This window comes from Oscillibacter sp. CU971 (assembly GCF_905219725.1).
Classification (GTDB): domain Bacteria; phylum Bacillota; class Clostridia; order Oscillospirales; family Oscillospiraceae; genus Oscillibacter.
Genome location: NZ_CAJMXG010000021.1, coordinates 1 through 25,580 on the forward strand (window position 1 = coordinate 1; position 25,580 = coordinate 25,580).

22 protein-coding genes and 1 pseudogene are annotated in these 25,580 nt (G+C 55.6%); 18 read left to right on the forward strand and 5 right to left on the reverse strand.

The window, feature by feature from the left end:
* A partial coding sequence (locus JX325_RS03155; protein ID WP_204789731.1) for a DUF3810 domain-containing protein occupies positions 1-774 on the forward strand: 774 nt, incomplete at its 5' end.
* A 39-nt stretch (positions 775-813) separates the two neighbouring features.
* On the opposite strand, the gene JX325_RS03160 is transcribed toward JX325_RS03155, so the two are convergent.
* Together JX325_RS03160 and JX325_RS03165 are read right to left on the reverse strand one after the other, a co-directional pair.
* On the reverse strand, positions 814-1,098 hold the full coding sequence (locus JX325_RS03160; RefSeq protein ID WP_204789732.1) for a hypothetical protein: 285 nt from the start codon (positions 1,096-1,098) through the stop codon (positions 814-816).
* A 205-nt stretch (positions 1,099-1,303) separates the two neighbouring features.
* Positions 1,304-2,035 (reverse strand): ZIP family metal transporter, encoded by a 732-nt coding sequence (locus JX325_RS03165; RefSeq protein WP_243413890.1) that lies wholly within the window; start codon positions 2,033-2,035, stop codon positions 1,304-1,306.
* A gap of 250 nt (positions 2,036-2,285) precedes the next feature.
* Here JX325_RS03165 and JX325_RS03170 point away from each other — a divergent pair, with 250 nt between their 5' ends.
* A complete protein-coding gene (locus JX325_RS03170) occupies positions 2,286-3,236 on the forward strand; it encodes a ComEC/Rec2 family competence protein (protein WP_204789733.1) in 951 nt (316 codons plus the stop codon).
* A gap of 41 nt (positions 3,237-3,277) precedes the next feature.
* Here JX325_RS03170 and JX325_RS03175 read toward each other — a convergent pair whose 3' ends face one another.
* From JX325_RS03175 to JX325_RS03185, 3 genes are all read right to left on the reverse strand, one after another.
* Positions 3,278-4,342: a DUF4179 domain-containing protein gene (locus JX325_RS03175; protein ID WP_204789734.1), complete on the reverse strand. Its 1,065-nt coding sequence runs from the start codon at positions 4,340-4,342 to the stop codon at positions 3,278-3,280.
* Positions 4,326-4,814 (reverse strand): RNA polymerase sigma factor, encoded by a 489-nt coding sequence (locus tag JX325_RS03180; protein ID WP_204789735.1) that lies wholly within the window; start codon positions 4,812-4,814, stop codon positions 4,326-4,328. Before JX325_RS03180 ends, JX325_RS03175 begins: the two co-directional genes overlap by 17 nt.
* Positions 4,815-5,020: 206 nt before the next feature.
* A complete protein-coding gene (locus JX325_RS03185; RefSeq protein WP_307819241.1) occupies positions 5,021-6,586 on the reverse strand; it encodes a recombinase family protein in 1,566 nt (521 codons plus the stop codon).
* Positions 6,587-6,820: 234 nt separating this feature from the next.
* On the opposite strand from JX325_RS03185, the gene JX325_RS03190 reads away from it, so the two are divergent.
* From JX325_RS03190 to JX325_RS03265, 16 genes and pseudogenes are all read left to right on the forward strand, one after another.
* Complete coding sequence (locus JX325_RS03190; protein WP_204789737.1) at positions 6,821-7,804, forward strand: DUF6017 domain-containing protein; 984 nt, start codon at positions 6,821-6,823, stop codon at positions 7,802-7,804.
* A gap of 23 nt (positions 7,805-7,827) precedes the next feature.
* Positions 7,828-8,049, forward strand: a complete 222-nt coding sequence (locus JX325_RS03195; protein ID WP_204789738.1) for a DUF5348 domain-containing protein — start codon at positions 7,828-7,830, stop codon at positions 8,047-8,049.
* 41 nt (positions 8,050-8,090) lie between these two features.
* A complete protein-coding gene (locus tag JX325_RS03200) occupies positions 8,091-8,567 on the forward strand; it encodes a PcfB family protein (RefSeq protein WP_204789739.1) in 477 nt (158 codons plus the stop codon).
* Positions 8,564-10,372 (forward strand): VirD4-like conjugal transfer protein, CD1115 family, encoded by a 1,809-nt coding sequence (locus JX325_RS03205; protein ID WP_204789740.1) that lies wholly within the window; start codon positions 8,564-8,566, stop codon positions 10,370-10,372. The genes JX325_RS03200 and JX325_RS03205 overlap by 4 nt, the downstream gene beginning before the upstream one ends.
* Positions 10,373-10,936: 564 nt before the next feature.
* Positions 10,937-11,152: a Maff2 family mobile element protein gene (locus tag JX325_RS03210; RefSeq protein WP_002569168.1), complete on the forward strand. Its 216-nt coding sequence runs from the start codon at positions 10,937-10,939 to the stop codon at positions 11,150-11,152.
* Between the two features lie 19 nt (positions 11,153-11,171).
* A complete protein-coding gene (locus JX325_RS03215; protein ID WP_204789741.1) occupies positions 11,172-12,041 on the forward strand; it encodes a VirB6/TrbL-like conjugal transfer protein, CD1112 family in 870 nt (289 codons plus the stop codon).
* Between the two features lie 177 nt (positions 12,042-12,218).
* Positions 12,219-12,620, forward strand: a complete 402-nt coding sequence (locus JX325_RS03220; RefSeq protein WP_204789742.1) for a PrgI family protein — start codon at positions 12,219-12,221, stop codon at positions 12,618-12,620.
* On the forward strand, positions 12,571-15,009 hold the full coding sequence (locus JX325_RS03225; RefSeq protein ID WP_204789743.1) for a VirB4-like conjugal transfer ATPase, CD1110 family: 2,439 nt from the start codon (positions 12,571-12,573) through the stop codon (positions 15,007-15,009). Before JX325_RS03220 ends, JX325_RS03225 begins: the two co-directional genes overlap by 50 nt.
* Before the next feature lie 17 nt (positions 15,010-15,026).
* A complete protein-coding gene (gene dcm, locus JX325_RS03230) occupies positions 15,027-15,953 on the forward strand; it encodes a DNA (cytosine-5-)-methyltransferase (protein WP_347563186.1) in 927 nt (308 codons plus the stop codon).
* Between the two features lie 25 nt (positions 15,954-15,978).
* A complete protein-coding gene (locus tag JX325_RS03235) occupies positions 15,979-18,048 on the forward strand; it encodes a CHAP domain-containing protein (protein WP_204789750.1) in 2,070 nt (689 codons plus the stop codon).
* 42 nt (positions 18,049-18,090) lie between these two features.
* Positions 18,091-18,369: a DUF4315 family protein gene (locus JX325_RS03240; RefSeq protein ID WP_204789744.1), complete on the forward strand. Its 279-nt coding sequence runs from the start codon at positions 18,091-18,093 to the stop codon at positions 18,367-18,369.
* Positions 18,362-19,078 (forward strand): DUF4366 domain-containing protein, encoded by a 717-nt coding sequence (locus JX325_RS03245; RefSeq protein ID WP_204789745.1) that lies wholly within the window; start codon positions 18,362-18,364, stop codon positions 19,076-19,078. Before JX325_RS03240 ends, JX325_RS03245 begins: the two co-directional genes overlap by 8 nt.
* Positions 19,075-19,263, forward strand: coding sequence for a hypothetical protein (locus tag JX325_RS03250; RefSeq protein WP_204789746.1), 189 nt, complete (start codon positions 19,075-19,077; stop codon positions 19,261-19,263). The genes JX325_RS03245 and JX325_RS03250 overlap by 4 nt, the downstream gene beginning before the upstream one ends.
* A 15-nt stretch (positions 19,264-19,278) precedes the next feature.
* Entirely contained in the window at positions 19,279-21,369 is a 2,091-nt protein-coding gene (locus JX325_RS03255; protein WP_204789747.1) for a DNA topoisomerase 3, read from the forward strand.
* Positions 21,370-21,608: 239 nt separating this feature from the next.
* Entirely contained in the window at positions 21,609-24,983 is a 3,375-nt protein-coding gene (locus tag JX325_RS03260) for an antirestriction protein ArdA (RefSeq protein ID WP_204789748.1), read from the forward strand.
* A 3-nt stretch (positions 24,984-24,986) separates the two neighbouring features.
* A pseudogene (locus JX325_RS03265) lies at positions 24,987-25,580 on the forward strand (hypothetical protein); the annotation flags it as partial.

The following is a 25,580-nucleotide window of genomic DNA, read 5'->3' on the forward strand; positions in this document are numbered from 1 at the left end:
GGATTCTGTCTCCTATGGGGGGTCAACTACTGGACCGACGGCTTTCAGGACCGGTCCGGGATTTACGCCCAGCCCGTGGCCCTGGAGGATTTGCGGGCGGTGACAAAGTACTTCGCGGACCGGGTGTCCGAGACGGCGGGGGATGTAAAGCGGGATGAACACGGCCTTTTCGCCGTCCCCCGGGAGGAGATTCTGGAAAACAGCGTCCACGCCTATGACGGCCTGACGGAGGACTTTCCCTTCCTGGCCTTCGACGACCCCGGCGTGAAGCCCATGGCCTTCTCCCGGCTTATGAGCGCCATGGATTTCACCGGGTTCTACAGCTCCTTCACCGGGGAGTCCAACGTCAACGTGGACAGCCCCGCCTGCATGCTGCCCTCCACCATCGCCCACGAGCTGGNCCACCAGCGGGGCTTCGCCTCGGAGCAGGAGTGCAACTTCCTGGCGGTGCTGGCCTCCACCACCTGCTCCGACCCGGCGTATATCTATTCCGGCTGGCTCATCGGGTACGTCTATCTGGGAAACGCCCTGTACTCCCAGGACCCGGAGGGCTACCGGGCCATCCGGGAGGCCCTGCCGGAGGAGGTCCGGCTGGACCTGGCCTATAACAACGCCTACTGGGCCCAGTTTCAGGACACGCCGGTCCAGAAGGCCAGCAACAAGGTCTATGACGGGCTGCTGAAAAGCTACGGCGATGAGCGGGGCATCCAGTCCTACGGGATGGTGGTGGATTTGCTGGTGGCGTACTACCGCCCGCTGTGCGGAGGGGAATAAAACAAGGCGGCATGGCTGAAAGCCATGCCGCCTTGTTTTTCATTGCCAGATCGGAGCGGAAACGGTAGACCGGGTCTCCAGGGTCATTTCCCGGCGGGGGGATGCCGGGGCGGGGGCGCCCAGCCGCTCCGCCAGCCGCCGGACGGCGGTCAGGACCGCCTCCCGCTCCTCCGGGGGGAGTTCTTTGCGCAGGTGGTTGGAGAGGGTGCCGCAGGCCATGCCCAGCTCCTCGGCCACCCACCAGTACCGCAGGCCCGCTCCCTCGATAGCCGCCCGGACGTCCTGATTCCGCACCGGGCGCTTTTTTTGTGTCGTTCCATTCATGAAAAGTTCCTCCTCGCCGTCAATTCACGCGCCGAAGAACAGCGCCGTCAACAACGGTTCCCGCCGGGGCGCCGTTGCACGGGGGAGTACAACCGGAGGAAAAAATTTTTAAAAAGCAAGGGCTCCGCCGCCGCTCCGGCCCGGCGGGGCAGCGGACCGCCCGGGGCGGAGAGGTCCTTGGCGTGCGCACTTTGAGGAAACGAAATCACCCGTCAATGAGCATCCCCACCAGGATGCCCAGCACCGCCGCCAGGGCGGGGAGCTTGCTCTTCCAAAGGCTGGCGGCCTCGGGCAAAAGCTCGCCGAAGACCACGTACAGCATGGCCCCGGCGGCAAAGCTCAGGGTCAGGGTCAGGGCCGTGGGGCCCAGGGTGCCCAGGCAGTAGCCCAGGGCCGCCCCCAGCACCGTGGGGGCCCCGGAGAGGGCCGCCAGGCCCGCCGCCCGCCAGCGGCGCTCGCCCCCCGCCACCATGGGGGCGGAGATGGCCATGCCCTCCGGAATGTTGTGCAGCCCGATGACCGCCGCCATGGTCCAGCCCTGGCGGACCGTGCCGCCGATGAAGGACGCGCCGATGACCATGCCCTCGGGCACGTTGTGCAGGGCGATGGCGGCGGCCATCACCAGCCCCGCCAGCACCAGCCCGCCGGTGGGCTGACCCCGGTCCAGCAGGGCGTTCAGCCCCGCGGTGACGGCGCAGCCCAGGAAAACCCCCAGGGCCACCAGCTCCATGGCGCCCGGGGCGGCGGCCTCCGTCAAAAGGCCGAAGCAGGACACCGACACCATCACCCCGGCGGCGAAGCTCAAAAGCAGGCTGGCCTCCCGGCCGGAGTCCCGGCGGAACAGTGTGGCCAGCGTGCCTCCCAGCCCGGTGCCGCCGATGCCGGCGGCGGCGGTGACCAGCAGCGTGGTCCATAAACCCATTGTCATACTATCCATAAAACCGATTGCTTCCTCCCATTTATAAGAGATACCCTAACAAGTTTATTATAACACCCTATTCCCCGCCTGTCCAGAAGATGAGGGGAAAAAGAGGGCTTCGCCGCCCGGAAAAAGGCCGGAGCCGGGTTTTAGCAGGATGTCAAAAATAGGGCTGAAATTTTGGAAGGGGCGGAGGAAGGCTTTTCCTTGCAAGCCCCCCGGGGCTATGGTATCCTATCTTAAATAAAAAAGTGAGGGGGAATGGTTGATGCTGGTTTTGGATTTCATCAACGTCGGCAACGGGGATTCCATTCTGGTGCAGGAGCTGGAAGGAGGCGCGCGGCGCTTTGCCATGCTGGTGGACTGCGGCCACGACAATCTGGTCCGTGACGACCACCCTGGGGAGCTGGACCCCCGGTCCCAGCGGATTTACGCCGGGGATTTTCTGAAAAAGCAGGGCATCGGCCGCCTGGACGTCCTCCTGGCCACCCACTTCCACCGGGACCACATCGGGGGCCTTGGCCGGGTGCTGGAGGCGGTAACCGTGGACCGGTTTATTTCCGCCTACATCCCGCCGGAGGGGCACGGCCCCCTGGACCCCGACGGGGACAACGGCCTGCCCGGCGCGGCGAGGAACCTCCTCCGGTGCCTGGATATTTACGCCTCGGCCCTCCGGGACCACCCGGGGCGGGTGGGGGAGTTTGCGGAGATCCCCGGGGACAAGGTGGAGACGCTTCCCCTGACGGAGAACCTGACCATGGAGATCCTCCCCGGCGAGCCCTCCCTGTACCCCCGGCAGAAGGCGGTGTACGACGCGGCCTTCCGGGGGGAGCGGAACCGCTATGACCTCATGCGCTGGACCAAGGCCATGAACATCTCCAGCNTCCGCCAGCGGCTGTACTACCACGGGAAGGAGATCGTCCTGGGGGGCGACATGTACTGCGCCGTCTGGGACAACGACACCCTGACCCCTTGCGACATTTTGAAGGTGCCCCACCACGCGTCNCTGTNNTCCTGCAACCGCNAGGCCATCAGCCGCCTGGCCCCCAAGACCATGGTGGTCAGCGTGGCGGCGGGGCGGCCCGACGAGCGGCCTCATCCCTACATTGTGTCCCTCTTGAAGGAGTACGCGGAGGAGCTCCATTTCACCGACGCGGTGGAGATTCCCGGGCTGGTGGAGCCGGTGTTCCATGAGTCGGTACATATTGAAATTGAGTAAGGCGAAGGCCGGGACAATTGTCCCGGCCTTTCTTTGTGGATTCAGCTGTGGGGAATTTCGTAGGTCACGCCGCCCACGGAGATGGAGGCCATGTCCTCCAGGGGGATGATCTCATCCAGAACCGCTCCCTTGGTGCAGTGGGAGACATTGGCCTCATAGTCCGGCGTGATGCCGCCGCCGGAATCGCTCAGGTCAATGACCGTGCCGTCGGTTTTCGTCAGGAGAATTTCGATGTTCTCCAAATACCGCTGGGCCTGCCGGGCGTCCTCGGCGCTCTGCCGCCCGCTGGAGGCCATGCTGTCCCAGACCACCGCCAGGTCCGCTGTGTAGGCCGCCCGGACGGCGATGGGGGAGACGGACACCTCGTCGATGGTGAAGTTCAGGCCGTCCTGGGAGACGGTTTCGCCGCCGCCCAGGCGGACGGAGCAGTCCTCGTAGTCCACCTCAAAGCGGAGCTTCCACTTGCCTNGATAGAGAATCTCGTCCCGGTCCGCCTCCGGGGCCATGCAGCGCAGGTCCTGGAACTCCGCGTTGGCGGTCCCGCAGGTCAAAGGCACGTCGGAAGAGGCGGTTTCCACCAGCTGAATCCGGTCGTCCTCCGGGTCCTCGTCCACGAACCAGCTGGAGCCATGGCCGCCGCCCTTGACCCAGCTGGCCCCGCCGTAACCGCCCATCATCAGATGGGCTTCGTCCAGGCTCTTGCCCTCGGGCAGGAAGCGCTCCCCGTCGTCCCGGGTGAGGGTGTAGACAATGACGGCGTTGTACTGGTCGCCCATGATGGCTTCCGCTGTGATGGTGATTCCATTGTCTGTGTCCGATGCCCCAATAGGACGCCCGATCTTGTCAATGACCTCCGTCTGGGCCTCGGCCCCGCCGAACAGAGGGGTGAAAATCTCCGCGGGGCTGGGCAGAATCCCCGCCGCGCTGGACCCCACCACCAGCACGGCGGCCATGGCGGCGGCAATCAGGGCCGTGCGGAACACGGGGCGGCGGCGTTTTGCCGGGGTCCGGGCGGCGGAGGCGGCGGCCTCCGCCAGGGCTTTCTTCTGAATCTCCGTAAAGCGCAATTCGCTCATCTCCTTTTTGTAATCAAACAGATCGCTCATAGTCCATACCTCCTAAGATATCCTTGAGCCTTGCCCGGCCCCGGGCCAGGCGGGTGTGAACCGTGGCGGTGGGCACGCCGAGAATTTTCCCGATCTCCGCCGCCTGGTAGCCTTCGTAGTAAAAGAGGTAGATTGCCGTGCGGTAGTGGGCGGGCAGCNCGTTCACCGCCGCCAGCACGGAGCCGTCCCCCGCCTCCGGGGCGGGGACCTCCAGCACGGTTTCCAGGCCGCAGGTCCGCTTCCGCCAGGGGCTTTTCAAAAGGTCCTTGCAGGCGTTGGCCGCCATGCGCAGGACATAGGCCCGCTCATGCCCGGCGCTGNCGAATTCCCGGGGCTCCGTCAGGAGCTTGACGAAAACCGTCTGGCAGACGTCCTGTGCGTCGTAGGTGTTTTTTAAATAAGTGTAGCTGAGGCGGAGAATCGCGTCGGCGTAGGCGTTTGCCAGCCGCTCCGCCTGGTGGTTTATGTTCATGGTATCAACTCCTTTGGAGCGCTCTCGTTATGGATACGATTTAGCGGGGCGGAAACTTTCAGTCCTGGGAAAAATTTTTTTGTCGTCTCGTATCGCTGCGTTTGCCAGGGAACCAATGCGCCGGCCCGGCTTGCGCTCTTGAAAAAAAGCCGCCCCAAATGGGGCGGTGACGTAAGAAAACATTTTAAGCGAGGGTCGGCGTAGCGTTAAGCTGCGCCGACTTTCGCAATATTTTTGTCTTGGGCAGTTTGGGATTGCTCCCGCGCTCCCTCAAAATCAAACGCACCAATGAAGTTATAGACGATCTCAATCTCCCGGATTTTCACCCGCTTCTGCTGTTCGTCGGTCGTATAGGTGTCGGACACCCTGATTTGTTCCACAAACTCACGCAGGATAGTGGCGTCAAGCTGGGTCATGTCCGTGTACTTCTTTACCACAGAAATGAACTTCCTGACGTTGGTTTTCTTCTGTTCCTGCTGTTTCACTTCCCGCCCCAGGGTTTCCACAACGGTCTTTAACTGTTCCTGCTCCTGTTCATAGTCACGGGACAGCTTGATAAACCGATCATCGGACAGCTTGCCGGAAATGTTGTCCTCATAAATCCTCTTGAAGATCACATCCAGCTCCGCGATGCGCTTTTCAGACTGTGCCAGCAAAGCCTTTTTCTGCGCCAGCGCCTTGTCACGCTCCTGCTGGCTCCGTTCCGCCGCCCGCTGGATAAAGTCGTCCTCATACTGCGTCACATAGGCAATCGCTTCCCGCAGGTTCCGCAGTACGATTTCTTCCAGCACTACACGGCGGATAGAGTGCGTCTTACATAGGGTACGGTCTTTCCGATAGGTGGAGCAGATGTAATACTCCTGTTCCGGCTTGAAGTGATTAGCCCGGCAAAGGTACATCTTGCCGCCGCAATCGGCGCAGTACACCAGCCCGGAGAACATACCCATGTCCCCCATCTTGGTCGGGCGGCGTCTGGCCTGCCGGATGTTCTGCACGACCAGGAACACGCTTTCCTCAATGATTGCCTCTTGGGTATTCTCGAAGATTACCCACTCGGACGGGTTATTCCAGACCTTTTTCTTGCTCTTGAACGATGGCTTGCTGGTCTTGAAATTGACCGTATGGCCCAGGTACTCGACACGCTCCAAAATGCGGGAAACGGTTTCGTTTGTCCACTTGCAGGNATTAGCCGTAGGAGCGTTGCAGACCGGCAAGCCCTTTTCGTGGGCGTAGGCAGTGGGGTTCAGGATTTTATTCTGTTGCAGCCACTTGGCGATCTGCGTCGGCCCCAGGCCGTCTACGCACAGGGCAAAGATTTTCTGAACGATAGCAGCCGCTTCCTCGTCCACAATCCAGCGTTTCTTGTCCTCCGGGTCTTTCATATACCCATAGGGCGGGATGGTACAAAGGCGCTCACCAGAGCGGCCCTTGGCCTGAAATGTAGCCCGGATTTTCTTGCTGGTGTCCTTGGCATACATCTCATTGAACACGTTGCGGATTGCGGTAAACTCGCTATCCCCCTTTATGCTGTCCACTCCGTCATTTACGGCGATAAAGTGAACACCATACTCCGGGAACACCATTTCGGTATACATTCCCACTTGGAGATAGTTGCGGCCCAGGCGGGACATATCCTTGACGACCACCCGCTTGATCTTGCCCGCCTTGATGTCGGCAAGCATCCGCTGAAAGCCAGGGCGGTTGAAAGCTGACGTTAGATAACGATACTTTTGAAAACACTGGAAAATCAAGGTTTTTCGAGCGACGGACAAGCAGGGTATTGTACTAAAAACTGAATACGACGCAGAAGCGGCGTTTCTTACTCTCTACATGGGAGAACAGGAACGCCGCTTTTTTCATGCCCTTTGTTACGCAGTAGGGGCAGAAAAAGCCTTGCTACAAGCGGTTTTCCGGGCGCGTATCTGGCGCGGAAAGGGATTTATACCTTATCCCCCGAAACCGCGCTTCTACTGCGTAACAAATCCAAAGCAAAGGAGCTATGAACTATGGCAGTTTTCAGAGTGGAACGGAACAAGGGCTACACCGTAATGAGCAACCACCACCTACGCAACAAGGAGCTTTCCCTAAAGGCAAAGGGGCTGTTGTCGCAAATGCTGTCACTCCCCGAAGATTGGGACTACACCTTGAAAGGCTTATCCCTTATCAACCGGGAGAAGATAGACGCTATCCGCGAAGCCATTAAGGAGCTTGAACGCGCCGGGTATATCGTCCGTTCAAGGGAGCGCGACGAGAAAGGACGCTTGCGGGGCGCGGACTATGTGATATTCGAGCAGCCGCAGCCGCCTACGCCGGATTTACCTATATTGGAAAATCCAACATTGGATAATCCAACGCAGGAAAAACCAACATTGGAAAAACCTACGTTGGAAAATCCAACGCAATTAAATAAAGATATACAAAGAACTGACTTACCAAAAAAAGAAAAAATAATTACTGATGAACAAAGTACCCATTCCATTCCTATCCTTTCCCCTAACCCCTCTCCTTGCAGAGAAGCGGCTGCGCCGCCGGAACGGAAAGGAACGGAAGCGGCAGCACAGAGCGCAGTTGATATATACCGGGAAATCATCAAGGACAATATCGACTACCACATTCTCAAACAGGACATGAAGTTTGACAGTGACAGGCTTGACGAGATTGTAGACCTCATGCTTGAAACCGTATGCACCGCAAGGAAGCGGGTACGGATTGCGGGGGACGACTACCCGGCAGAGCTTGTGAAATCTAAGTTTATGAAACTGGACGGCGAACATATCCGCTTTGTGCTTGACTGTATGCGGGAGAACACAACCAAAATCCGCAACATCAAGCAATATCTGAAAGCAGCCCTTTTCAACGCCCCGTCCACTATCGGCAATTATTACACTTCCCTTGTCGCCCATGACATGGCAAGCGGCGCACTGTCACCGAAGAAGCCGCAGTACGGCGACCCGGACTATTATTCATTCAAACCGGGCGAAAGCCTGTAAAACAACAAAAGGAGGATTTTATTATGGCACAGAAAATGACAGGAGCATTGGTATTTGACGAGCGCACCGACCGTTACGACATCCGCTTTGACTTAAACAGCTACTATGGCGGGCTGCATTGCGGAGAGTGCTTTGACGTATTCGTGCGGGGCAAGTGGAAGCCGACCCGGATTNAGTACGGCGACAACTGGTATCTTGTGGGTATCAGAGCCGAGGACTTGAACGGGCTGCGGGTGCGTATCTGACCGCCGCCCCATAAAGAAACGCGAAAGGAGGACGCGACAAATTGCAGGACGAAGTAAACGAAAAGACCATAGCCCTTTACATCAAGACCGGGAAGCTGACCGCCCAGACGCTCCAAAAGGCAATGAAAGCCATACTGTCAAAGGGCAAAAAGCAGCTTGCAAAACCGCCACAGGGCAAGCAGAGCGTAAAGCAGCTTATGAAGCAGAACGCGGGCGTTTCCAACATTGAGATTACCGAGGGCAATATCAAAGCCTTTGAGAGTACGGCGAAAAAGTACGGTATCGACTTTGCGCTGAAAAAGGACGCAACGGAAAGCCCGCCCCGCTATCTGGTTTTTTTCAAGGGGCGGGACGCGGACGTGCTGACCGCCGCCTTTAAGGAGTTTTCCGCAAAGAAGCTGACACAGGAGAAAAAGCCCTCTATCCGAAAGCTGCTCTCTACGCTCAAAGACGCCGCACAGGGCAAGAACGCGGAACGGGCAAAGGTCAAGAACAAGGACAGGGAGGTATCGCTATGAAGCCGGAAATCAAGAAGCTGCTTATCCTAAATCTCCCGTATCTGCTCTTTGTCTGGCTCTTTGATAAAGTGGGCGCGGCTGTCCGGCTCTCCCCCGGCGCGGACGCAAGCGCAAAGCTGCTACATCTTGGGGACGGTTTTACAGCCGCCTTTTCCAGTATCGCGCCGAGCTTCCACCCGGCAGACTTACTTATCGGCATTGCGGGGGCGGTCATTGTCCGGCTGATTATCTACACCAAAGGCAAGAACGCGAAGAAATACCGCCGTGGGACAGAATACGGTTCGGCGCGTTGGGGCGGGGCTGACGACATAAAGCCGTACACAGACCCGGTATGTGAGAATAATATCCCCTTAACGCAGACGGAACGGCTTACCATGAACAGCCGCCCGAAGCAGCCGAAATACGCAAGAAACAAAAATATCCTTGTAATCGGCGGTTCCGGCAGCGGCAAGACCCGGTTCTTTGTGAAACCGTCGCTCATGCAATGTACGTCAAAGGATTTTCCAACGTCGTATATCGTCACTGACCCGAAAGGAACACTGATTTTGGAAACCGGGAAAATGTTGCAGCGGTACAAATACCGTATCAAAGTGCTAAATACGATTAACTTCAAAAAATCCATGAAATACAATCCCTTTGCCTATCTGCGGAGCGAAAAGGACATTTTGAAGTTAGTCAATACCATTATCGCCAACACCAAAGGCGACGGGGAAAAATCCGGCGAGGATTTCTGGGTGAAAGCGGAAAAGCTCTACTACACCGCGCTAATCGGCTACATCTGGTATGAAGCCCCGGAGGACGAGAAGAACTTCACGACGCTGCTTGAAATGATAAATGCGTCGGAAGCCCGCGAGGACGACGAGGATTTCCAGAACCCGGTTGACCTCATGTTTGAACGTCTGGAAGAAAAAGACCCGGAGCATTTTGCAGTCAAGCAGTACAAAAAATACAAACTGGCGGCGGGCAAGACCGCAAAAAGCATACTTATCTCATGCGGCGCGAGGTTAGCCCCATTTGACATTAAGGAGCTGCGGGAGCTTATGGAAACCGACGAAATGGAGCTTGACACCATAGGCGACAGAAAGACCGCCCTTTTCGTGATTATCAGCGACACCGACGACACCTTTAACTTTGTCGTGAGTATTCTCTACACACAGTTATTCAACCTTTTATGCGACAAGGCAGATGATGAATACGGCGGGCGGCTTCCCGTCCATGTAAGGTGCTTACTTGATGAATTTGCGAATATCGGGCAGATACCGAAGTTTGAAAAGCTCATTGCAACGATACGGAGCCGGGAAATATCCGCGTCAATCATCTTGCAGAGCCAGTCACAGCTAAAGGCAATCTACAAGGACAACGCCGATACCATAGTCGGCAACTGCGACACCACGCTTTTTTTGGGCGGCAAGGAGAAAACCACCCTTAAAGAAATATCGGAGATTTTAGGCAAGGAAACGATAGACAGCTTCAACACTTCCGAAACAAGGGGGCGGGAGCTTTCGCATGGGCTGAACTATCAGAAATTGGGAAAGCAGCTTATGACGGAAGATGAAATCGCAGTCATGGACGGAGGGAAATGTATCTTGCAACTACGCGGGGTGCGCCCGTTCTTTTCGGACAAATTCGACATAACGAAGCACCCGAAATACAAGTACCTGTCCGACGCAGACCCGAAGAACGCCTTTGACATGGAAAAGCACCTTAAACGCCGCCCCGCCATTGTCAAGCCCNACGAGGTTTTTGACTATTACGAGATTGACGCGGCAGACTTACAGGAGGACGCAGACCATGAGGAAACGTAGCGCAGAGGAAAAACAAAAGCAGCTTGAACGGTTTTTAATGAATGTTGCGGAAGCCGCCGACGCTGCATTATGGGAGTATTGGCGGGAAAAGGAAGCGGAACACCGCCGTTTTGCAACGGAGTATGTCACGCGCCGGGGGCTTATCCCGCAACAGTGACAGCATGGCAGACCGCCGGGGGACAGGGGAAGCTACACTTCCCCTACGCTGCCTTGCGGCAGCTACCCCTTTGTGAACTTGCAGGAAGCGAACACCTTGCTACGCAAGCTATTCACTTCCCGCAAGTCTGAAAAAAACGTCCGGCAGCACAGCGGGACACAGAAAGGAGCGATTGAAGCAATCACATCTNTCCATACCGGCTACATGATACGCGCCCCCACTTTCCGGCGCAGTACACAGCGGCAGGAGCCGCACCCCTTACAACTGAATACCGCCGCGCCGCAGGACTTACGCAGCGCGGGGACAGCCGCCTTTACCAGAGGGCGGTTTTTTTGTGCGGCGGCATATGCTGACCGCCTTTTGTCCGCTTGCCGGACAGCCGCAGACGCGGCAGAAAGGATATATTTATGGCATTTTTCAATAGCGCAGTAGACGTTTTGCAGACCCTTGTTGTAGCACTTGGAGCCGGGCTTGGTATCTGGGGCGTAATCAATCTGATGGAGGGCTACGGCAACGACAATCCGGGCGCGAAAAGCCAGGGCATGAAGCAGCTTATGGCGGGCGGCGGCGTTGCCCTTATCGGCATGACCCTTGTACCGCTGCTTTCCGGCTTGTTCGGTTAAGAAGCGCGGGTAAAGGCTTATGCAGAGCATACTTGACGCGATTAACGAATGGATAAAGGAAATCCTCATAGGAGCCATAAACGGTAATCTGTCAACTATGTTCGGGGACGTAAACGAGAAAGTCGGCACTATCGCCGCAGAGGTAGGGCAGACCCCGCAAGGGTGGAACGCAAATATATTCTCCATGATACAGACGCTTAGTGAGAATGTAATCGTACCCATTGCGGGGCTTGTCATTACCTACGTCCTATGCTATGAGCTTATCAGCATGGTAACGGAAAAGAACAATATGCACGACGTTGACACTTCCATGTTCTTCAAGTGGGTGTTCAAGGCGTTTGTGGCAGTCTACCTTGTGACGCACACCTTTGACATCACTATGGCGGTGTTCGATATGGCGCAGCACATTGTTTCCGGCGCGGCGGGGGTAATCGGCGGCAGCACAGAGATTGATGTTGCCGCCGCCCTTGCTTCCATGCAGAGCGGGCTTGACGCTATGGAAATCCCCGAACTGCTCTTACTTGTCATGGAAACAAGCCTTGTGAGCTTGTGCATGAAGATAATGTCCGTACTGATAACCGTTATCCTCTACGGGCGCATGATAGAAATTTACCTTTACTGTTCGGTATCGCCTATCCCGTTTGCAACTATGACGAACCGGGAATGGGGGCAGATAGGAAACAACTACCTAAAATCCCTGTTCGCTATCGGTTTTCAAGGCTTCCTCATTATGATATGCGTCGGCATTTACGCCGTACTGGTAAACAACATGATAATAGCGGACAACCTGCACAGCGCGATATTCTCCCTTGCAGCCTATACCGTTATCCTCTGTTTCTCCCTGTTCAAATCCGGCGCACTGGCGAAGTCGATTTTTTCCGCGCATTAGCGGCGTGTCAAGGGCAGGGTGGAGATTTTCAGAGCGAAGCGGCGAAAATACGACCCGACCTTGACGCGGATAACCCCCATATAATACGGGCGGGCAAAGGGCATAGATTGACCTTTGCCTTGATTACCCTTATGGAAAATTACAGCAACACCAAACCCAGAGAAAGGAGGTTTTCACTTGGCGTATGTACCCGTACCCAAAGACTTATCCAAAGTCAAGACAAAAGTAGCGTTCAACCTTACCAAACGGCAGATTGTATGTTTTGCGGCGGCTCTCCTGTTCGGCTTGCCGCTTTTCTTTCTGCTCAAAGACAGCACAGGCACAAGCCTTGCGTCTATGGCTATGATTGCCGTCATGCTNCCCTGTTTCCTGTTCGCCATGTATGAAAAGCATGGACAGCCCCTTGAAGTGGTGGTGAAGAACATCATACGGACGAAATTCATAGCCCCCAAAGAACGACCATACAGGACAGACAACTTTTATTCCGTCTTAGAACGGCAGAGAAAACTTGAAAAGGAGGTATCAGCGATTGCAAAAGGAAACACGAAGAAACAGCGCGGCGGGAAGCGCAAAGGCTAACCCGCCCCGCAAGCTCACCCGCGCCGAGAAAAAGCAGATTGCGGAAATCATCAGACAGGCAAAGGGCGACGGGAAAGCCCACACCGCGCAGCAGACAATCCCCTATATCCAGATGTACCCGGACGGTATCTGCAAGGTTACGGGACGGAAATACTCAAAGACCGTCGCCTTTGAAGATATTAACTATCAGCTTGCACAGGCAGACGACAAGACCGCCATTTTTGAGAACTGGTGCGACTTCCTCAACTACTTTGACGCTTCCGTTTCGGTGCAGCTCTCTTTCATCAATCAAGGGACGCAGCGGGGCGAAGCGGAAAAGGCGGTCAATATCCCGGCACAGGAGGACGCTTTCAATTCTATCCGCACAGAATACCGGGATATGCTGAAAAACCAGCTTGCAAAGGGAAACAACGGGCTTGTCAAAGCAAAATATATCACCTTTGCCATTGAAGCCGACAGTCTGGGCGCGGCGAAATCCCGCCTTGCCCGTATCGAAACGGACGTACTCAACAACTTTAAGCTCTTGGGCGTGTCTGCCCGCCCCATGACAGGCTATGAACGCCTTAAAATGCTGCATGGCATTTTCCACCCGGAGGGCGGGCAGTTTGCCTTTGATTTTTCATGGCTTGCCCCGTCCGGGCTTTCCACAAAGGACTTTATCGCCCCGTCCTCTTTCCGTTTTGGCGAGGGGCGGTATTTCCGCATGGGGCGCAAAATCGGCGCGGTTTCATTCCTTGAAATCCTTGCGCCGGAATTAAACGACCGTATCTTATCTGACATTCTGGACTTGGAAACGGGCGTTATCGTCAATCTGCATATCCACAGTATCGACCAGACCGAAGCCATAAAGACAATCAAGCGGAAAATCACCGACCTTGACAAAATGAAAATCGAAGAACAGAAAAAAGCGGTACGCAGCGGCTACGACATGGATATAATCCCGTCCGACCTTGCCACTTTCGGCAGCGAAGCGAAGAACCTCTTACAGGACTTGCAGAGCCGGAATGAAAGAATGTTCCTCTTGACGTTCCTTGTGGTGAACATGGCAGACACAAAAAGGAAACTGGAAAACGACGTGTTCGCGGCGGCGGGCATAGCACAGAAGAACAACTGCGCCTTAACCCGCCTTGACTACCAACAGGAAGCGGGGCTTATGTCCTCTGTACCGCTTGGGGAGAACCTTATCCCCATTCAAAGGGGGCTTACCACGTCAAGCACCGCTATCTTTATCCCCTTTATCACACAGGAGCTTTTTCAATCTGGCGCGGCTTTATACTACGGCTTAAACGCCCTGTCTAACAACATGATACTCTGCGACCGCAAGCAGCTAAAGAACCCCAACGGCTTAATCTTGGGTACGCCGGGAAGCGGGAAATCCTTTGCAGCCAAACGGGAAATGACAAACGCTTTCCTCATTACCGACGACGACATAATTATCTGCGACCCGGAAGCAGAGTATTTTTCCCTTGTGCAGCGGCTTGACGGGCAAGTGATACGGTTATCGCCTACGGGCAAGGGCATTGACGGGAAGCCCCAGTATGTGAACCCTATGGATATTAACCTCAACTATTCCGAGGACGACAGCCCCCTTGCGCTGAAATCCGACTTTATCCTCTCCCTCTGCGAGCTTGTCATAGGCGGCAAGGAGGGCTTGCAGCCCGTCGATAAGACCGTCATTGACCGCGCTGTTAGGAACGTGTACCGCCCTTTCCTTGCAGACCCCGCCCCGGAAAAAATGCCGATTTTGGGCGACCTCTACGACGAGCTTTTGAAGCAGCCGGAGCCGGAAGCGGCGCGTATCGCGGCGGCGTTGGAGCTTTATGTTTCCGGGAGCCTTAACGTCTTTAACCACAGGACGAATGTAGAGCTTTCAAACCGCCTTGTCTGCTTTGACATCAAGCAGCTTGGGAAGCAGCTCAAAAAATTAGGTATGCTCATTGTGCAGGACCAGGTATGGAACCGCGTCACCGTCAACCGGGCAGAAAGGAAATCCACCCGGTATTTTATGGACGAATTTCATCTTCTCTTGAAAGAGGAACAGACCGCCGCCTATTCCGTTGAAATCTGGAAGCGTTTCAGAAAATGGGGCGGCATACCCACAGCCATTACGCAGAACGTCAAGGATTTGCTTGCTTCCCGCGAAGTGGAGAATATCTTTGAAAACTCTGATTTTGTCCTCATGCTCAATCAGGCGGCGGGCGACCGGGCTATCCTTGCAAAGCAGCTCAACATCTCCCCGCAGCAGATGAAATATGTCACCCACACCGAAGCGGGCGAGGGGCTTATCTTCTACGGAAACGTGGTGCTGCCCTTTGTAGACCGCTTCCCGAAAGACACCGAGCTTTACCGGGTAATGACGACGAAGCCGGAGGAAGTGGGCGAAGCATGATAAAAAACGAAAAAAATATAAAACCACTGACACATTTAAGCCTGTTTACCGGGATAGGCGGCATAGACATAGCCGCCGAAGCCGCAGGCTTCACAACCGTCTGCCAGTGCGAATGGGCGGATTACCCAACCGCAGTATTGGAAAAGCACTGGCCGGACGTTCCACGTTTCAGAGATATACACACTCTGACAAAGGAGGCTTTCTATGAACGGACAGGAAAAAAAGAACTCACGCTGCTCTCCGGCGGCTTCCCATGCCAGCCCTTTTCCAGTATCGGGCCAAAAAAGGGGTTTGAGGACACCCGTTACCTCTGGCCGGAAATGTGCCGCGTCATTAACGAACTCCGGCCCCATTATGTGCTTGGCGAAAATGTTGCTAACTTCATCAATATGGGGTTCCACAAAACGCTCATTGACCTGGCAAAAGCGGGATATGCTGTTTGGACATTCGTACTTCCTGCTTGTGCCGTCGGCGCATGGCATGAACGCAAGCGAACTTTTATCGTGGGGATTGATGTTTCCTACTCCCCTTGCCGCCGACACAGGCTCAAGGACAAGGACGGAACGGATAAGCATATCCCCAAACGGGGCGTTCCGCCGGAAGAAACGGGACGGGAGGTACTGGTCGGCGGGGCTTTCGGAAACAATCTATTTTCTGACGCCGGTAACAGACCCGTCCCTGCGCTTCAACCCGGAATGGGTGGAATGGCTGATGGGCTTCCCACAGGGGTGGACGGAAATATCCTCTGGTGCATAGAGCCTACGGATATTCCCCGGCTGTCCCCGAACACAAAGGACAGGTCAAAACGCCTAAAAACGCTTGGGAACGCCGTAGTGCCGGCACAGGTTTACCCAATCTTAAAATATATCGCGGACATGGAAACCGGGAAATGTTCGGAATGGTGCGTCTGGGAAAAGGAGGTGGCAGACCATGAAACAGTATAAATCCAGTGACAAGACCATGCTGAAAATGACCCGCGAGGGGGCTGTCGAGGTAAACGCCGCCACCGGGAAAAAGAAACGTATCAGCAAGCGGATAAGGGACGCGGACTTTGCAAAGACCGAAGCACCGCAGCCGCCGGAACAGGCAGCGCAGCCCCTACCGGGCGGCGCAGCTCCCGCGCCCACAGCCGCCGCGCCGCCGCTTCCCCATGCGCCGGGGGCAGAACGGGAACAGGACACCGCAGCAGCCGAGCGCGTCTTGGAACGTATCGACGGGGCGCGTACCAGAAAGGCGAGCAAAAAGGCGGCGAGGAAAGCACAGGCAGAAGCCACAGCAAAAGAAAAATCTTCCCGTTTGCAGTTTACCGACGAGGAACGGGCAACGCCGGAGCTTGAAAGGTATATCCGAAAATCGGACAAAGCAGCCGACCGTCTGGACGCGGCAAAGGCTGCTATCCCCAAAGAAAAGAAACTTGTACGGGAGCGCACCTTTGATGAAGCCACCGGGAAAGGCAAGACCCGCCTACGCTTTGAGGAACGGGAAAAGCCCATAGGAAAGAATAAGCCCCACAATAACCCGCTATCCCGCCCCGCACAGGAAGCGGGTATTTTCGTCCACAACAAGATACATTCCGTTGAAAAGGACAATTCCGGCGTTGAGGGGGCGCACAAATCCGAAGAACTGGCAGAGCGCGGCGCAAAGTACGGGGCGCGGAAAGTCAAGGAGGGCTACCGCAGCCACAAGCTCAAACCCTACCGGGCGGCGGCAAAGGCAGAGAAAGCGGCGTTCAAGGCGAATGTGGATTTCCAGTACCACAAAGCCCTGCATGACAATCCGCAGATTGCGGGCAATCCCCTTTCCCGCTTCATGCAGAAGCAGCAAATCAAGCGGCAGTATGCAAAGGCGGCAAGGAAAGGCGGCGCAAAAACGGCGCAGAAAGCCGCAGAGAACACCCGCAAGGCGGCAAAAAAGACCGCCGAGGAAACAAAAAAGGCAATCGCTTTTGTAGGGCGGCACCCGGCGGGCGTATGTATCGCCGTTGCCGCGCTGCTCTTATTCATCATGGTATCGGCGGGGCTTTCCTCTTGCGGCTCCATGTTCTCCGGCTTGATGAACGGCATACTTGGGACTTCCTACACGTCGGAGGACAGCGACCTTGTGGCGACGGAAAATAATTACGCCGCAAAGGAAGCCGAGCTTCAGCAGCAGATTGACAATATCGAAAGCACCCACCCCGGCTATGATGAATACCGCTATGACCTTGACAGTATCGGGCATAACCCCCATGAGTTAGCGTCCTACCTCACCGCACTTTTACAGACCTACACCCCGCAGAGCGCACAGGCAGAATTAAACCGCGTCTTTGCCATGCAGTACACCTTGACGCTGACGGAAGAAACGGAAATCCGCTACCGCACAGAAACAAGCACAGACCCGGAAACCGGGGAAACGACCACCGAGGAAGTACCCTACGAGTACCATATCCTTAACGTGAAGCTGACAAACAAGCCCATTTCCGAGATTGCGGAGGAACTTCTAACGCCGGAGCAGCTTGAAATGTACCGCGTCTATCTGGAAACAAGCGGCAACAAACCGCTGATTTTCGGCGGCGGTTCCCCCGATATGGGCGCGTCCGAGGATTTAAGCGGAGTACAGCTTGTAAACGGCACACGCCCCGGCAACACCGCCGTTGTAGACCTTGCGAAGCGGCAAGTCGGCAACGTGGGCGGGCGACCCTTTTGGAGCTGGTACGGATTTAACAGCCGCGTGGAATGGTGCGCCTGTTTCGTTTCGTGGTGCTACGGACAGGCGGGGCTATCCGAGCCGCGCTTTGCCGGGTGCCAGTCACAGGGCGTACCCTGGTNCCAGTCACGCGGGCAATGGGGCGCGAGGGGCTATGCGAATATCGCCCCCGGCGACGCTATCTTTTTCGACTGGGACGGGGACGGGAGCGCAGACCATGTAGGGCTTGTTATCGGGACGGACGGGGAGCGCGTCTATACCGTCGAGGGCAATTCCGGCGACGCCTGCAAGATAAAGAGCTACCCCGTCAATTATTCCTGTATCAAAGGATATGGGCTGATGAACTGGAACTAAAAACAAACATAACACTGAAAATCTGAAAGGAGAAATTGATTTATGGCTATGANCAAAATTGAACGTATCGACAAGGAGATTGCAAAGACCCGCGAGAAAATCACCGAGTACCAGAACAAATTAAGGGGGCTTGAAGCGCAGAAAACCGAAGCGGAAAACCTGCAAATCGTACAGCTTGTGCGCTCCATGCGCCTTTCCCCGCATGAGCTTTCCGCTATGCTTTCCGGGGGCGGTATTCCGGGCATGGAAGCCGCGCCGGGCTACCCCGCAGAACCCGCAGACCACGACACCGAAGAAATGGAGGACACCGAGAATGAATAAGAAAATCTTTAGAACCTTGACCGCACTTTGCGCCGCCCTTGTACTTATGGGCGGCTTTTCCGTCACCGCCTTTGCACAGACCCCGGAGGGCGAGGACGCTACCAATGACAGCGGCGTTGTCTACGAGGAACCCCAAAAGGAAGAACCCCTCACCCCGGACGGGAACGCGACCCTTGTAGACGATTTCGGCGGCAACAAGCAGCTTATCACCGTAACGACCAAAAACGGCAATTACTTTTATATTCTCATTGACCGGGACGACGAGGGCGAGGACACCGTACATTTCCTTAATCAAGTGGACGAAGCCGACCTCTTAGCACTTATGGAGGACGGAAGCACCGAAGCAGCCCCGCCCGCCGTTTGCAGTTGCACCGGGAAATGCGAAGCCGGGAAAGTAAATGTGAGCTGCCCCGTCTGCAAGGACAACATGACCGCTTGCAGCGGAAAGGAAGCGGAGCCGGAAACCGAGGAACCGACGGAGCAGCCCAAAGAAAAAGGCAATACAGGCGGGCTTATGCTTTTCCTTGTCGTGGCACTTCTTGGCGGCGGGGGCGCACTCTATTATTTTAAGTTTATTAGACGCAAGCAGAACGTCAAGGGCGGCACCGACCTTGAAGATTTCGATTTTGACGACTACGACGAGGACGAGCCGGAGCCGGACGAGGGGGACGGGCTTTCTGATGAAGAACAGGAGGACGAGGAAGCATGACCCTGTTTACCGACAATCCCTTTGAAAAGATGATGATACAAAGACCGGGCGGGCGGCGTGACAATGCGCCGCCCGTTCCCCATTCCCCGGCTTGCGCTTCCTGTCCGTACAAAGGGCAGCTCCCTTGTGTGGGCTACTGTCTGAAACAGGCACAGGAGAAAAAGGCAAGCGAGCCGGAACGCTGAAAGGAGGATTTTTTCATGGCACTTAGACTTGTGATTGCAGAAAAGCCGAGCGTGGCGCAGACTATCGCCGCCGCGCTTGGCATTAAGGAAAAGAAAGACGGATATATCGAGGGCGGCGGCTACCTCATTTCATGGTGCGTCGGGCATTTGGTACAACTTGCGGAAGCTGCCGCCTACGGGGAACAATATAGGAAATGGCAGCTTGACAGCTTACCCATTCTGCCGGAGGAATGGCAGTACGCCGTTGACCCGGACAAGGGGAAGCAATTCAAAACCCTAAAAGAGCTTATGCACCGCGCCGACGTTTCCGAAGTGGTAAATGCGTGTGACGCGGGGCGCGAGGGAGAATTGATTTTCCGCTTTGTCTACGAAGCGGCGGGCTGCAAGAAGCCCATGCGCCGCTTGTGGATTTCCTCAATGGAGGACGGGGCAATCAAGGCGGGCTTTGCTTCCCTCAAAGACGGGCGGGACTATGACGCGCTCTTTGCGTCTGCACTCTGCCGCGCAAAGGCTGACTGGCTTATCGGCATTAACGCCACCCGGCTTTTCTCCTGCCTGTATGGAAAGACTTTGAACGTGGGGCGCGTCCAGACCCCGACCTTAAAAATGCTTACCGACCGGGACGCGGCTATCTCCCATTTCCAGAAAGAAAAATATTATCATGTGCGCCTTGATTTATCCGGCGCGGAAGCGGCAAGTGAAAGGATTTCAGACAAGGCAGAAGCCGCCGCGCTGAAAGGGGCTTGCGAAACACAAACGGCGGTATGCGTTTCCCTCACCAGAGAGAAGAAAACCGCAGCCCCACCGAAGCTCTTTGACCTTACCTCTTTGCAGCGGGAAGCGAACCGCATTTTCGGCTACACCGCGAAGCAGACCCTTGACCTTGCACAAGCCCTTTATGAAAAGCGGCTCTTGACTTATCCGAGGACGGACAGCAGCTTTCTTACTGACGACATGGGCGGCACCGCAGCGGGCATTATCGCGCTGCTTTGCGAAAAACTCCCATTTATGGCGGGCGCGGACTTCACGCCGGAGGTTGTAAAGGTATTAGACAGTAAAAAAGTATCAGACCACCACGCAATCATTCCCACTATGGAGCTTGCAAAGGCTGACCCGGACGCGCTGCCGGAAAGCGAGAAGAATATCCTTACCCTTGCGGGGGCGCGTCTGCTTTTTGCCACCGCCGAGCCGCATATTTATGAAGCGGTTACGGCGGTTTTCTCATGCGCCGGGACAGACTTCACCGCAAGGGGAAAGACCGTACTTGCGGAGGGTTGGAAAGAGCTTCAACGCAGATACCGGGCGACGCTGAAAGATAAGCCCGAAGCGGAGGACGGGGAAAATGCAGACGTGACGCTGCCGGAGCTTTCCGAGGGACAGGGCTTTCCTAACCCCGCCGCAAAAGTAACGGAGCATACCACAACGCCGCCGAAGCCCCACAGCGAAGCAAGCCTTTTGTCGGCTATGGAACGCGCCGGGAACGGGGACACCGACCCGGACGCGGAACGCCGGGGGCTTGGCACTCCCGCCACCCGCGCCGCCGTCATTGAAAAACTGGTAAAGGGCGGCTTTGCAGAGCGCAAGGGGAAGCAGCTTATCCCCACGCAAAACGGAGCCGCCCTTATATCAGTGCTGCCGGATATGCTCACTTCCCCGCAGCTTACCGCAGAATGGGAAAACAATCTGACGCAGATAGCAAAGGGAGCCGCAGACCCCGGCGAATTTCTGTCCGGCATTGAAGCTATGGCGCGGGAGCTTATTCAGACACACGCCGCAGCACTGGACGGGAAAAAGGATTTGTTCCGGGAGGAAAAGCCCTCTATTGGGAAATGCCCCCGTTGCGGTTCCCCCGTCCATGAAGGGAAGAAAAACTACTATTGCAGCAACAAAGAATGTGCCTTTGTCATGTGGAAGAACGACCGCTTTTTTGAGGAACGCAAGACCGCTTTTTCCGCGAAGATTGCCGCCGCGCTCCTTAAATCCGGCAAGGCGAATGTGAAGAAACTCTACTCCCCGAAAACAGGCAAGACCTACGACGGAACTATCGTTTTAGCCGATACTGGCGGGAAATACGTCAACTACCGTATCGAAGTGCAGAAGAACTAAAAACTTGAATAGCAAGCATAGGAAGCGGGTACCCACTTCCGTAAATCCCTGTCCTGCCGCTGACGCGCCGGACGGGGATTTTGCTTGTTGGGAAGTTTCCCAAACCCTCTTTTTGCGGAGGGCTTCACCCTCTAAAAATTTTCATAAATCTTTGGCAGAAATGCGGGTGTACCGTAGTAGGCTATGCAGCCAAAAAATGCAGCTTATGACGCTGACGCAGAGAAAGGAGGTTTTCATTTATGGCAAGTTTACGGGACACCGTAAAGGACTATCAAGACGAGCTTAGGGACGGTATCGCATGGGTAGCGTTCTGGAAACAGGGGCGTTCATGGAACGCGGAATATTTTCATCTTGATATGGACGACACGCTCTACCCAGAGGACAGGAGCCGGTTAGAGGAAATCAAAAGCACCGACCCCGCCGCCGTTATCTTAAACGGTTATTACTGCGGGCATTTAGGCGAGGACATGAGCCTTGACGAGCTGACCGCCGGAGTGCGCTACCACTATGAAAACAGCATGAACGACATTGACGGTTTTATCGGGGCGCATGACGACAGGCTTCCCCCGGAGGTTATCGAGGAAGCGAGAGCCGCAGCCCATGAAGCGGGGCTTCCCTTTTCCGAAAAGCCCTACCGGGACGGGGAGGATTTTGACCCCTATGTATTTGACGGTAGACAGAGCTACGAAGATTACGAGCTTATGCACCGCATGATGAACGAAGAAAGGAGCAGACAAATGGCAGAACCGATTTTAAGCGGCTATCTTTCCAATCTTGGGAAGTACACCGAGGGCAGACCCGCGGGCGAATGGGTGACGTTCCCCACGACTGCCGAACATCTGAAAGAAGTCTTTGACCGTATCGGGATTGACTTCAAGCACTACGAGGAATGGCATTTCACAGAATTTCAATCCCCTATCCCCGGCTTGACGGAACATTTAAGCGAGTATTCCCACCCCGACGAGCTGAACTATTTAGGGAAGCTCTTGGAAATGCAGTTTGACGACGACCGGGAGAAATTCATTGCAGCCATTGAATACGGCGACCATGCCGACAGCTTACAGGACATCATCAACCTTGCACAAAACCTTGACTGCTACTGGCTTTATCCGTCCGTCCACAGTGAAGAAGAATACGGGCATTATCTGGTTGATGAACTGGAAGAACCGGAGCTATCCGACGAAGTGAAACGGTATTTCATGTATGAGGAATACGGGCGGGACGCTTCCATTAACGACGACGGTATGTTTACCGAAAAGGGCTATATCTACAACAACCGCAACACCTTTACAGAATGGTACGACGGGCGCGACGTGCCACAGGAATACCGGGTAACGCCGCAGCCCCCGCAGCGGTCACGCCCCGACCCGGAAAAGGTAGAAATGGACGCAGCCGCGCCGGGACAGAGAACCGCACAGACCGCAGAGCAGCCACAGGAGCCGCGCCCGGTTATCCCTATCGTGCTGACGAGCGAGAAGCCCGCCGAGAAATTAAAAGAGATTACCGACCGTCTGGAACAGGGTATTGCGGAACTCTTTGACAGCGAGCGTTACAAGGAATATCTGAAAGTCATGTCAAAATTCCATAATTACAGCTTCCGAAACACCGTCCTTATCGCCATGCAGAAGCCGGACGCTTCCCTTGTGGCGGGCTTTTCCGCTTGGAAGAACAACTTTGAGCGAAACGTGATGAAAGGGCAAAAGGGAATTAAAATCATTGCCCCGTCGCCCTATAAAATCAAACAGGAAATGCAGAAAATCGACCCGCACACGCAGAAGCCCATAATCGGCAAGGACGGGAAGCCTGTCACCGAGGAAAAGGAAGTCACCATACCCGCCTACAAGGTGGTATCCGTCTTTGACGTTTCCCAGACCGAGGGAAAGGAGCTGCCGGACATTGCCGTTGACGAGCTGACAGGCGACGTTGACCGCTACAAGGATTTTTTCGCAGCCCTTGAAAAGACTTCCCCCGTTCCTATCGCCTTTGAGAATATCGAGGGCGGCTCTCATGGCTACTACCACTTGGAGGACAAGCGCATTGCTATCAACGAGGGCATGAGCGAATTACAGACCTTAAAGACCGCTATTCACGAAATCGCCCATGCGAAGCTGCACGACATTGACCTCAACGCGCCAAAGGACGAGCAGCAGCCCCACATTGACCGCCGCACCCGCGAAGTCGAAGCGGAAAGCGTCGCCTATACCGTCTGTCAACATTACGGGCTTGACACGTCGGACTACTCTTTCGGCTATGTCGCCGGGTGGAGCAGCGGGCGGGAGCTGTCCGAGCTGAAAAGCTCCCTTGAAACGATACGCAGCGCAGCCGCCGAGATTATCAATTCAATAGACGAAAATCTTGCGGAGCTGCAAAAGGCACAGGACAAGGAGCAGACCGCCGGACAGGAGCAGCCCACCAGAGAGGAAAAGGCAGCCCCGAAAGAACAGCCGCAGCCGGAAGCCCCGTCAAAGGCAGATACAGCCGGAAAAGAGAAGCCGGAGCCGGAAGCAGCCGCACCGGGAAAATCCGGCGCACAGGAAAAAGCGGGCGCAGCCCCGAAAGAAGCCTTTACCCCGGAAACGATTTACAGAGTACGCCGGAACCCTTACAGCGACAGCCGGGATAACAGCTACCTCTTGCAAGCCTATGTGACACAGGAGAACGGGCGGGCGAAAATGGGCGACGTGCTTTATACGGGAACGCCGGAGAAATGCCGCGAGCTTATGGGGCAGCTCAAAAGCGGCGAGCTGACCGAGGGCGACATAAAGCAGCTTTACGCAAAGGCACAGGAAACGGCGCAGACCGCCGGACAGGACAAAGACACCTTTTCCATTTACCAGATAAAGGGCGGGGACGAAACAAGGGATTTCCGCTTTGAGCCTTACGACCGCCTGCAGGCGACGGGAAATGTGGTTGACAGGGCGAACTATGAGCTTGTCTATTCCGCGCCCCTTGCGCCGGAAACTTCCCTTGAAGATATTTACACCCGTTTCAATATCGACCACCCCAAAGATTTTAAGGGACACAGCCTTTCCGTTTCGGACGTGGTAGTGCTTCATCAGGACGGACAGGACGCGGCGCATTTCGTTGACAGTATAGGTTTCCGGGAAGTGCCGGAGTTTTTACAGGAGCAGAAGCAGCTTACCCCGGACGACTTGGAAACGGGCGAAACTGTCAAAACACCGAGGGGGACTTTCCATGTGACCGCCATGAGCCGGGAGCAGATAGAAGCCGCCGGATATGGCTTTCACCACCAGTCGGACGACGGAAAGTATCTGATTATGGGGAACGGGACGCGGGCGTTTGCCGTTGCCACAGAACAGGCGCAGCGGGACAATCCCTTGAAAACCGCCGAGCAGACCACAGAGCAGAACGGAAACATGATTGACGGTATCATCAACAACACCCCCACCGTTGACGAACTGGAAGCAAAGGTAAAGGCGGGTGAGCAGATTTCCCTTGTTGACCTGGCTAACGCTGTCAAAGCCGACAAGGAGCGCGGCAAGGGAGCGAAGCCGGAAAAGAAGCCCTCTATCCGGGCGCAGCTTAGAGCCGACAAGGAAAAGGCGCAGAAGAAAAACGCAAAGCAGAAGTCACCGGACTTGGAAAGGAGCTGACCCATGCCGGAACAGAGTAAATTTGAAAACGTGGATTTGTTCGCTTCCCTTGAAGCGATTATGAAGCAGAACACAGGCTTTTACCAGAGCGACTTAGACATTGACAAAGAGATTATCGCAAAGGCGGCGGCAAGCCCCAACAGGGAGGACAAGACCCTTTTGTGGTTCTGCCGCCCGTCCGGGACGCACTGTTTCCGGGAGCGCGACGTTTTCCTCAAAGACACCGCGCCCCACAACACATGGCGTTTCTACATGGAGCAGACAAGTGACCGCCTTCTTGCCTATGCAATCGAGCTGACGGGAAAGGAGCGCGGGAAAATCAAGGGCAATCTGTACGAACTGGACTACACTAAACATTATGAGCGCGTCAAGGAAAAGGAGCTGCCCGCCGATACGGTGAAGCTGATTTATGAGCGAGGGGAAAGGGAGATACCCGCCGGACGGTTCTTCAACGGCAACCCAGACCCGCAGCTTGGGAAGTTTGAACGCTTTGAAGCCCTACCCGACGACCCGGACGCGCTGCAATCGCTCTTACAGGAAGAACGGCGCAGCCGGGAGCAGCTTTCACCGGGGGACTTCAAGGCGCATATCACAGCC